Source organism: Bacillus sp. H1a, assembly GCF_000633475.1.
Classification (GTDB): Bacteria; Bacillota; Bacilli; order Bacillales; family Bacillaceae_G; genus Bacillus_A; species Bacillus_A paramycoides.
On sequence record NZ_AYMH01000150.1, the window covers coordinates 1 to 9,035 of the forward strand.

Consider the following 9,035-nt stretch of genomic DNA (forward strand, 5'->3'; position numbering starts at 1 on the left):
CCCACCTACCGTTGGACTATTGTCCTTCATAACGCTTGAGGAAGGAGACTTCTTTCGGATAATGCGTTAAAATATCGCCAGATTTTGTCGGCCCTACTTTTCCTCCAGTGCCAACTGGAATGACAGGGATTAGCTTTATCAGGAACTATTAATGCCCCGTTAGTAGCTACAATTAGTTTTGGTGCTACGATGATTGCGAATCTTCCAGCGGGAGCAGCTGTTAGTTTACAGTTAAATGGTTTACTTACTTCTACGACATTGTCAACGACTACACCGGGAGCGGTATTAACAATTATTCGCTTAAGTTAATAAGAGGAGAGCCTTGAAACTTTTATGCTTCAAGGCTTTTTATTTGTTTGAGCAAAAACATCGCAGTTCGAAAATATATTATAATAGAATGAAGATAGGTATAAGTTTGGCAGAAAGGGAGAGTGGCGATGCAGGAAAAGGTTAAAGATTTTTTCGGACGCCCACTTCAAGATTTGCGCATCTCTGTCATTGATCGTTGTAATTTTCGGTGTACGTATTGTATGCCGGCAGAAGTGTTTGGGCCTGATTATGCTTTTTTGAAAGATGAGTTTTTACTGACATTTGATGAAATCGAGCGATTAGCAAAAGTATTTGTTAGCATCGGTGTACGGAAAATTAGACTTACTGGTGGTGAGCCATTGCTCCGTAAGGATTTAACAAAACTTATCGCACGTCTTGCAAAGCTTGATGGTTTAGTAGATATAGGATTAACGACAAATGCGATTCATTTAACGAAGCAAGCGAAGGCGTTGAAAGAAGCTGGATTACACCGAGTAAATGTTAGTTTGGATGCGATAGATGATGAAGTGTTTCGTACAATTAATGGCCGGAATATTAATACGAAACCCGTACTAAAGGGAATTATGGCAGCGAAAGAAGTAGGACTTGAAGTGAAGGTAAATATGGTTGTAAAAAAAGGGATGAACGATCATCAAGTACTTCCGGTGGCTACGTATTTTAAAGAACAAGGAATTTCACTTAGATTTATTGAGTTTATGGATGTTGGCAGTACGAATGGATGGAATTTTGATCAAGTTATTACGAAACAAGAATTGATTGATATGATTCATCAAGTATATCCAATTGAACCAGCTGAATCTCATTATTTTGGTGAGGTTGCGAAGCGCTATCGATACGTTGGAACGGATGTAGAGGTTGGTTTTATTACCTCTGTTTCTGAGTCGTTTTGTTCTTCTTGTACGAGAGCAAGAATTTCAGCAGATGGAAAGTTTTATACTTGCTTGTTTGCGACAGAAGGAATGGATTTAAGGAAACTTCTCAGGGAAAACCTTTCGGATAATGATTTATTAAAAGCCATACAAGATGTATGGGAGGATAGAAAAGATCGATATTCAGATGAACGGACAGAAGAAAGTGCGAAAAATCGTCCGAAAATTGAAATGTCTTATATAGGAGGATAAGAAAGGGGGATGTCGTATGCAGGAGCGATATTCAAGACAAATGCTATTTTCTGGTGTTGGGGAAGAAGGGCAGCGGAAAATAAGAGGGAAGCACGTGCTCGTCATCGGTGCTGGTGCGCTCGGAGCAGCGAATGCAGAAGCAATAGTTAGAGCAGGAGTTGGAAAAATAACAATTGCTGATCGTGATTATGTAGAATGGAGCAATTTACAAAGGCAACAATTATACACAGAGGAAGATGCAAAGCATTATAAGCCGAAAGCGATAGCGGCCGCAGAACATTTAAAAGCTATTAATTCCGAAGTAGAAATTGTACCGGTTGTGACGGATGTAACGGTGCAAGAAATGGAAGAGTTAATTAAAGGTGTAGATTTAATATTAGATGCGACGGATAATTTTGAAACGCGCCTTCTTATTAATGATATATCCCAGATGTATAACGTTCCGTGGATATATGGAGGATGCGTTGGAAGCTACGGAGTAACGTATACAATCTTGCCAGGAAAAACGCCGTGTTTTCGATGTTTAATGGAACATCCGGCGAGCGGAGCGACATGTGATACGGCCGGTATTATACAGCCAGCAGTACAATTAGTAGTTGCGCATCAAATAACAGAAGCTTTAAAAATATTAGTAGAAGATTTTGAGGCACTTCGTGAAACGATGCTATCATTTGATCTTTGGAATAATCAACAGATGGCATTTAAAGTGAATAGGCAGAAAAAGGATACATGTTTATCTTGTGGAAAGCTACGTACATATCCGAGTTTAACATTTGAAGCACAAACGAAAACAGAAGTATTATGTGGACGAAATACAGTTCAAATCCGTCCAGGTGTGCGTCAGGGGTTTAATTTAGAAGAAATTAAAAAGCGCTTACAAAAAAGTGTGGATGTAAAGGCCACGCCGTATTTATTATCATTTCTGGTGGAAGAATATCGTTTTGTTTTATTTACAGATGGCAGAGCATTTATTCATGGGACGAATGATATGAATGTGGCGAAACGATTATATGCAAGATACATAGGTTGAACCTAAAGGAAAACCTTTAGGTTCAAAGGAGAAATGTAGGATTAAGAATTTCTAATGTAATCTCCATTTTTTCCGCCCGTTTTTTCAAGTAAATACGTTTCGCCAATAATCATACCTTTATCAACAGCTTTACACATATCGTATACGGTAAGAGCGGTAGCAGAAGCAGCTGTTAAAGCTTCCATTTCAACGCCGGTACTACCTTCTGTTTTAACTTTTACTTCAATGAGTAGTCGATATTGTTCTTCTGACTGTTTCCAATCGAAAGAGACGTCAACACCTTTTAATAATAAGGGGTGGCACATTGGGATAATATCAGAAGTACGTTTCGCAGCCATAATGCCTGCGATTTGTGCAACGGCTAATACGTCACCTTTACCAATTTCATTGTGAGAGATTTTATCGTGAATTTCTTTTGTAACGACAATGCTAGAGCGTGCGATTGCTGTTCGAACGGTTATTTGTTTGTCACTTATATCAACCATTTTAGCGCGCCCTTGGTCATTGAAGTGTGTGAATGAAGACATGGAACTCCTCCTTGAAGTGATTGCTATTTAATATATAAAGTGTAATCGAGATTAGATATTTTGCAAATACGAGGTGAGAAACAATGGTAGAAAAACGAATCCCGATTCAAGTTGCTGAGGCAGTAGAGCGGGTTATGAAATATGCTAAGCATGGTGAAGTAGAAGAAGTTTCTATTACAGAAAGTTATGGGAGGATTCTTGGGGAGGATGTTGTCTCAGATCACGATGTTCCTCATTTTGATCGTTCTCCTTACGATGGTTTCGCAATTCGAGCAGAAGATACGAAAGAAGCAAGTCAAGAGCATCCGGTTGAATTTGAAGTAATAGGAGAAATCGGAGCAGGATCTGTTTTCACAGAAGAAGTAGAAGCTTTTCAGGCGGTTCGTATTATGACAGGAGCAGCTATTCCAGAAGATTGCAATGCAGTCGTAATGCTAGAACTGACGGAAGGATTCGAGAAGAACGGAAAAACATATATGAAGTTAAAACGCCCTTTCAAAAATGGTGACAACGTATCGTTTAAAGGGGAAGATATAAAACAAAATCAAGTGCTTGTTAAAAAAGGTGCTGCAATTAATCCAGGTGTTGCAGCGTTATTAGCGACGTTTGGATATAGCACTGTAAAAGTTGTAAAGCAGCCTGTTGTCGGTATTGTAACGACAGGAAGTGAATTACTAGAAGTACATGAGCCGTTAGAGCCAGGGAAAATTAGAAATAGTAACTCTTATATGATTGCAGCTCAAATTATGAAAGCTGGCGGGAAAGTGCGTTATTATGGACAACTTGCCGATGAGTTAGATGCATGTTTTACAGCTATTAAATCAGCGATGGATGAGGTTGATATTTTAATTACAACGGGCGGTGTTTCGGTAGGAGATTATGACTATTTACCAGCTATTTATGAAAGGTTACAGGCGAATGTACTCTTTAATAAAATAGCGATGAGACCGGGAAGTGTAACGACAGTAGCTGAAGTTGATGGAAAGCTACTCTTCGGTTTATCAGGTAATCCGTCGGCTTGTTATGTAGGTTTCGAATTATTTGTGCATCCAATTATGAAAACGTATTTGTATGCGAAGGAGCCTCACATATACAGAGCGGACGCTATTTTACAAAAAGATTTTCCAAAACCAAATCCGTTTACTCGCTTTGTAAGAGCAAACGTGACGATCGTTAATGGGTCATTACAAGTGGTGCCAGTCGGTTTAGATAAATCGAGTGCGGTATCTTCACTTGCGGATGCAAATGCTTTTATCGTGTTGCCTGGAGGAACGAGAGGGTTCGAAACAGGAATGAAAGTGTCCGTATTATTGTTAGAATACTCTCAAGGAAGTGATTGGCCGTGGGCAAAGCCTCTTCAATCTTACAAATAGTAGGGTATCAAAATAGTGGAAAAACAACACTTGTAGAGAAAATGGTACATGCATTAGCTCAAAGCGAAATGAAGGTTGCTACAATTAAGCATCACGGCCATGGTGGTTTTCCCGAAGTAGCGCAAAAAGATAGTGAAAGACACCGAAAAGCTGGTGCTGTAGTAAGTAGTGTAGAAGGCGCTGGATTACTATCTTTGTCCTCCTTGCGGGATGAATGGTCCTTGCAAGAAATTATCCGCTTGTACGGATTTTTTGAAGTGGATATGATTTTAATAGAGGGGTATAAAGCGGAGAAATATCCAAAAGTAGTGTTACTTCGTTCCGCGGAAGACGCTGAACTTTTACATAAAGTAGAAAATGTAGTAGCGGTTATTACGTGGCATGATGCTCCATTAAGTTTACGAGAAGAATATAAAGTATTTCATATAACAGAAGAAAAGTTGTATATAGACTGGTTTTTACAAACGGTTAGGAGTGCGAAATGACAAATACGTATTATGAAGTAATTGATACAGAAATCTCGATTGAAGAGGTGACAAAGAAAGTAATTCGCCGTGAATGCGGTGCTGTCACAACATTTATCGGAACAGTTAGGGAGTTTACGAAAGGGCGTCGTACACTATACTTAGAGTATGTAGCTTATAAGACGATGGCAGAAAAGATGCTACAGAAAATCGGGACAGAAGTGAAGGAGAAGTGGCCTAGTACACATGTTGCGATTACACATCGCATCGGCACGCTGCAAATTTCTGATATCGCGGTTGTTGTTGCTGTATCAACACCACACCGTAAAGAGGCCTATGAAGCGAATGAATATATTATGGAACGCATAAAGCAAATTGTTCCGATTTGGAAAAAGGAGTTTTGGGAAGATGGTGACTCATGGATTGGTGATCAATTAGAAAAAACGCCATATCCAGCAGGAGAGCCTGGGAAGGAGCTATAAATATGATTCGAGTATTGTTATTTGCGAACTTGCAAGAAGAAGCAGGAGTAAGTGAATTACAAATAGAGGAAGAAAATATTACTGTTGCACAATTAAAAGAAATTGTTGCGAAAGAATATAATGTACCGGTGTCAGCGCCAATTATGGTTGCAATTAATGAAGAGTATGCGAATGAAGATGATGCTATACAATCTGGTGATATTGTTGCGTTAATACCACCAGTGAGCGGTGGTTAATATTGGATTCATTAAAACGACTTTCCTGAATAGGAGAAGTCGTTTTTTTATGACAGTTTGGAGAACACTATTGTATAGAATAAGGAGGGAATTATGAAAAAGATATGTGTAATGATTGCAATGATATGTTCTGTTTTCTTCTCTTCTCCAAGCTATTCTTGGGCAAAAGAATCGAAGGAACAGCTTTTAGAGAGTGCGCTACTTAATCGGTATTATTCAGTTATAAGGCAAGTGACAGAAGATCAATATGAATGTGATTCAGTTACAAATATAAAGCGTCTAGGCAAAAAAGATGAGTTTGTTCCTAGATTTGAAGTTACGATACAATTTCTTACATTTCAAGGGGCGCATAATCCGCCGAATGATCGTATTACACTCACTTTAGAAGATCATTTGGATCACATAAAAATAAAAAAAGTGGAGCGAGAAAAAAATGTTTCTGGTGCTACTGCAGATAAGGTTTGTGAACGAACAAAAGAGAAAATAAAAGCTCACTCTAATGATTTAGAGCGGTAACCTATGACATTTTGTAGAGAAAGGTAATGAGCGATGGATATATTTTTAGCGATTTTACCAGCCATATTTTGGGGAAGTATTGTGCTATTTAACGTGAAACTGGGCGGGGGACCTTATAGTCAAACGCTCGGTACAACGTTCGGAGCGCTTATTTTCTCGATTGTTGTTTATATTTTTGTGAAGCCAGTATTAACTCCTACGGTTATCGGGGTTGGAATCGTGTCCGGTTTGTTTTGGGCGCTTGGTCAAGCGAATCAGTTGAAAAGTATTGATTTAATGGGTGTTTCGAGAACGATGCCGATTTCAACAGGGCTTCAATTAGTTGCGACGACTTTATTTGGGGTTATCGTGTTTCATGAATGGTCAACGACGATATCAGTCGTTCTTGGAGTTTTGGCGCTTGTTTGTATTATTATCGGTGTTATTTTAACATCACTCCAAAGTGAAGAAGAAAAGAATGCAGAGCAAGCAGGGAATTTTAAAAAGAGAATTATTATTTTATTAATTTCAACAGTCGGATATTTAGTTTACGTAGTAGTTATTCGATTATTTAACGTGAACGGTTGGTCAGCTTTATTGCCACAAGCGGTTGGTATGGTATTAGGCGGGATTTTACTCACATTTAAACATCATCCATTCAATAAATATGCGATTCGAAATATTCTTCCGGGATTAATTTGGGCAGCTGGAAATATGTTTTTATTCATTTCGCAGCCGCGTGTCGGAGTCGCAACAAGTTTTTCCCTTTCACAAATGGGGATTATTATTTCGACGCTTGGCGGGATTCTTATATTAGGTGAAAGGAAAACGAAGCGTCAATTAATTGGGATTGTTGTTGGTATCGTTTTTATTATTGCAGCTGGAATTATGCTAGGGGTTGCAAAAAGCTAAAGGAGGTATTGAAATGTATAGCGATTTAGAAGGGAAGGTCGTCATTATTACAGGGTCAGCAACTGGTCTTGGAAGAGCGATGGGAGTACGTTTTGCTAAGGAGAAGGCGAAAGTTGTTATTAACTATCGCTCAAGAGAATCAGAAGCGAGCGATGTATTAGAAGAAATAAAAAAAATAGGCGGAGAAGCGATTGCTGTAAAAGGTGATGTTACGGTTGAATCGGATGTTATAAATTTGATTCAATCTGCTGTTAAAGAATTTGGGACGCTTGACGTTATGATTAATAATGCAGGCATAGAAAATGCTGTACCATCGCATGAAATGCCGTTAGAGGATTGGAATAAAGTAATTCATACAAATTTAACAGGTGCTTTCTTAGGAAGTCGTGAAGCGATTAAATATTTTGTGGAACACGATATTAAAGGATCCGTGATTAATATGTCTAGTGTTCATGAGAAAATCCCGTGGCCATTATTCGTGCACTATGCGGCAAGTAAGGGTGGGATTAAGCTTATGACTGAAACGTTAGCGTTAGAGTATGCACCAAAAGGCATTCGAGTCAATAATATTGGACCAGGTGCAATTAATACGCCAATCAATGCTGAAAAGTTTGCTGATCCTAAACAGCGTGCTGACGTAGAAAGTATGATTCCGATGGGCTACATTGGAAAACCTGAAGAAATCGCAGCAATAGCAACATGGCTTGCTTCAGCAGAGGCGAGTTACGTAACCGGAATTACGTTATTTGCAGATGGTGGGATGACTTTATACCCATCGTTTCAAGCTGGACGTGGGTAATATAACAAAAGGACAAAGAGCTCTATCTCTTTGTCCTTTTTTCTGCAAAAAAAATAGCGGTCGGCTATTTTTAAAATTAGTGATTGATTGTATCTTGAAGAAATTCTGTTGCTTGATGTTCTGAGACATTTTGCACGAGCGCAACTTCGCTAATAACCATTTTGCGCGCATTATCTAGCATTTGTTTTTCGCTCGCATTTAATGCTCTTTCTTTATTACGGCGAAGTAAATCACGAACAACTTCTGCGCTATCTTGAAGGTTGCCGTTCTTCATTTTTTCCATATTCATTGTATATCTTTGTTTCCATGAGAGTGATGGGTCTGATTCCCCATGATGAAATTCAAGAAGTATACCATCTAATGTATCCTTATCAACGATATAACGTATACCTGATTTTTGTAATTGATCCATCGGAAGCATTACTTGCATATCTTTACTAATGATGCGTATAACACAATATTGACGCGTAGTACCTAATATTTCTTTCTCTTCAATTGCTTCGATGATTCCTGCACCGTGCATTGGATAAACGATTTTATCACCAATTTGAAACAAATCATCCACCTCCATATGTGGTAACCATTTTTAATGATAACATACTGAAGTGAAAATGTCAAATTTTATATAATATCACAAAAAATATATTGAAGTCAATATATAAAAGTGGGTTTTTATGTTTTTTTTTGCTCTTATATGTTGAATAAATACGGGGAATTTTTTTAGAAAAATAGTACAGGGGAAGAAAGAGGGCATATCCACTTATTTTTAAGCATAAAATGTAAAATCGCTAATACAATATACCTAAATCCGTTCTTTGTAGAGGAGGGAGAGAAGGTGGGGCGCACAATTAGGATTGATATTACAAATAAAGTTGTAGCTAAATTTAGGCCAGATTATTTGGAATTATATACGAGTAAATTTATGATAGGTAAGTTTTATGTCTATACTGAAGATAAACAATATGTGTTAGAAGACGGATATATATATGAAGACGGAAAGTTTTATCGCATCATAGATACGCACCGTGGCAATAATCAAGCGGCGGAGGGCTGCGATCTAGGATGGTGTTAACATGATTCGTGTGAAAGTGTTTGATGAAAGTCATGAAAAGGATTTAGAAGACGTTGTAAATGTGTTTTTGAAAAAAATTGATGATGGGAATTTTGTAGATATAAAGTATCAAGTTGGTGTTTCAATTAATGATGATGAAAATCAAATTTATTGTTTTTCAGCGATGATTGTTTATAAAGCATAAAAAAGAGCTG

At 38.1% G+C, this 9,035-nt stretch carries 13 protein-coding genes and 1 pseudogene; 12 read left to right on the top strand and 2 right to left on the bottom strand.

All coding sequences use genetic code 11. The features are described 5' to 3' along the window. Nucleotides 1-135 precede the first annotated feature (135 nt). From U860_RS35720 to U860_RS0130790, 3 genes and pseudogenes are all read left to right on the top strand, one after another. Nucleotides 136-309: pseudogene (locus U860_RS35720) on the top strand (hypothetical protein); the annotation flags it as partial. A gap of 128 nt (nt 310-437) precedes the next feature. Next, nucleotides 438-1,451, top strand: a complete 1,014-nt coding sequence (gene moaA / locus U860_RS0130785) for a GTP 3',8-cyclase MoaA (RefSeq protein WP_025151470.1) — start codon at nt 438-440, stop codon at nt 1,449-1,451. Nucleotides 1,452-1,467: 16 nt separating this feature from the next. After that, nucleotides 1,468-2,481 carry a molybdopterin-synthase adenylyltransferase MoeB gene (locus U860_RS0130790; protein ID WP_002138701.1) on the top strand — a complete coding sequence of 338 codons (1,014 nt, stop codon included), beginning with the start codon at nt 1,468-1,470 and terminating at the stop codon, nt 2,479-2,481. Between the two features lie 41 nt (nt 2,482-2,522). Here U860_RS0130790 and moaC read toward each other — a convergent pair whose 3' ends face one another. Next, nucleotides 2,523-3,008 (bottom strand): cyclic pyranopterin monophosphate synthase MoaC, encoded by a 486-nt coding sequence (gene moaC, locus U860_RS0130795; protein WP_025151471.1) that lies wholly within the window; start codon nt 3,006-3,008, stop codon nt 2,523-2,525. A gap of 83 nt (nt 3,009-3,091) precedes the next feature. Between moaC and glp the strand changes: the two genes are divergently transcribed. From glp to U860_RS0130830, 7 genes are all read left to right on the top strand, one after another. After that, nucleotides 3,092-4,381 carry a gephyrin-like molybdotransferase Glp gene (gene glp / locus U860_RS0130800; RefSeq protein ID WP_025151472.1) on the top strand — a complete coding sequence of 430 codons (1,290 nt, stop codon included), beginning with the start codon at nt 3,092-3,094 and terminating at the stop codon, nt 4,379-4,381. Further along, the gene (gene mobB / locus U860_RS0130805; protein ID WP_025151473.1) at nt 4,345-4,866 is read left to right on the top strand and encodes a molybdopterin-guanine dinucleotide biosynthesis protein B; all 522 of its coding nucleotides are present in this window, start codon (nt 4,345-4,347) and stop codon (nt 4,864-4,866) included. The genes glp and mobB overlap by 37 nt, the downstream gene beginning before the upstream one ends. Then, a complete protein-coding gene (moaE, locus tag U860_RS0130810; protein WP_025151474.1) occupies nt 4,863-5,327 on the top strand; it encodes a molybdopterin synthase catalytic subunit MoaE in 465 nt (154 codons plus the stop codon). Before mobB ends, moaE begins: the two co-directional genes overlap by 4 nt. A gap of 2 nt (nt 5,328-5,329) precedes the next feature. Beyond that, nucleotides 5,330-5,563, top strand: coding sequence for a molybdopterin converting factor subunit 1 (gene moaD, locus U860_RS0130815; protein WP_002173843.1), 234 nt, complete (start codon nt 5,330-5,332; stop codon nt 5,561-5,563). A 93-nt stretch (nt 5,564-5,656) separates the two neighbouring features. Continuing rightward, complete coding sequence (locus U860_RS0130820; RefSeq protein ID WP_002173842.1) at nt 5,657-6,079, top strand: DUF3888 domain-containing protein; 423 nt, start codon at nt 5,657-5,659, stop codon at nt 6,077-6,079. Between the two features lie 33 nt (nt 6,080-6,112). After that, entirely contained in the window at nt 6,113-6,970 is an 858-nt protein-coding gene (glcU, locus tag U860_RS0130825) for a glucose uptake protein GlcU (protein WP_025151475.1), read from the top strand. Between the two features lie 13 nt (nt 6,971-6,983). After that, nucleotides 6,984-7,769, top strand: coding sequence for a glucose 1-dehydrogenase (locus U860_RS0130830; RefSeq protein WP_025151476.1), 786 nt, complete (start codon nt 6,984-6,986; stop codon nt 7,767-7,769). A 76-nt stretch (nt 7,770-7,845) separates the two neighbouring features. Here the strand turns inward: U860_RS0130830 and U860_RS0130835 are convergent, their stop codons facing one another. Continuing rightward, nucleotides 7,846-8,340, bottom strand: coding sequence for a CarD family transcriptional regulator (locus U860_RS0130835; RefSeq protein WP_029953238.1), 495 nt, complete (start codon nt 8,338-8,340; stop codon nt 7,846-7,848). Between the two features lie 264 nt (nt 8,341-8,604). Between U860_RS0130835 and U860_RS0130840 the strand changes: the two genes are divergently transcribed. Together U860_RS0130840 and U860_RS0130845 are read left to right on the top strand one after the other, a co-directional pair. After that, nucleotides 8,605-8,841 carry a DUF2553 family protein gene (locus U860_RS0130840; protein ID WP_002173838.1) on the top strand — a complete coding sequence of 79 codons (237 nt, stop codon included), beginning with the start codon at nt 8,605-8,607 and terminating at the stop codon, nt 8,839-8,841. A gap of 1 nt (nt 8,842) precedes the next feature. Beyond that, nucleotides 8,843-9,025 (top strand): sporulation protein Cse60, encoded by a 183-nt coding sequence (locus tag U860_RS0130845; protein ID WP_025151478.1) that lies wholly within the window; start codon nt 8,843-8,845, stop codon nt 9,023-9,025. The last annotated feature ends 10 nt before the right edge of the window (nt 9,026-9,035 follow it).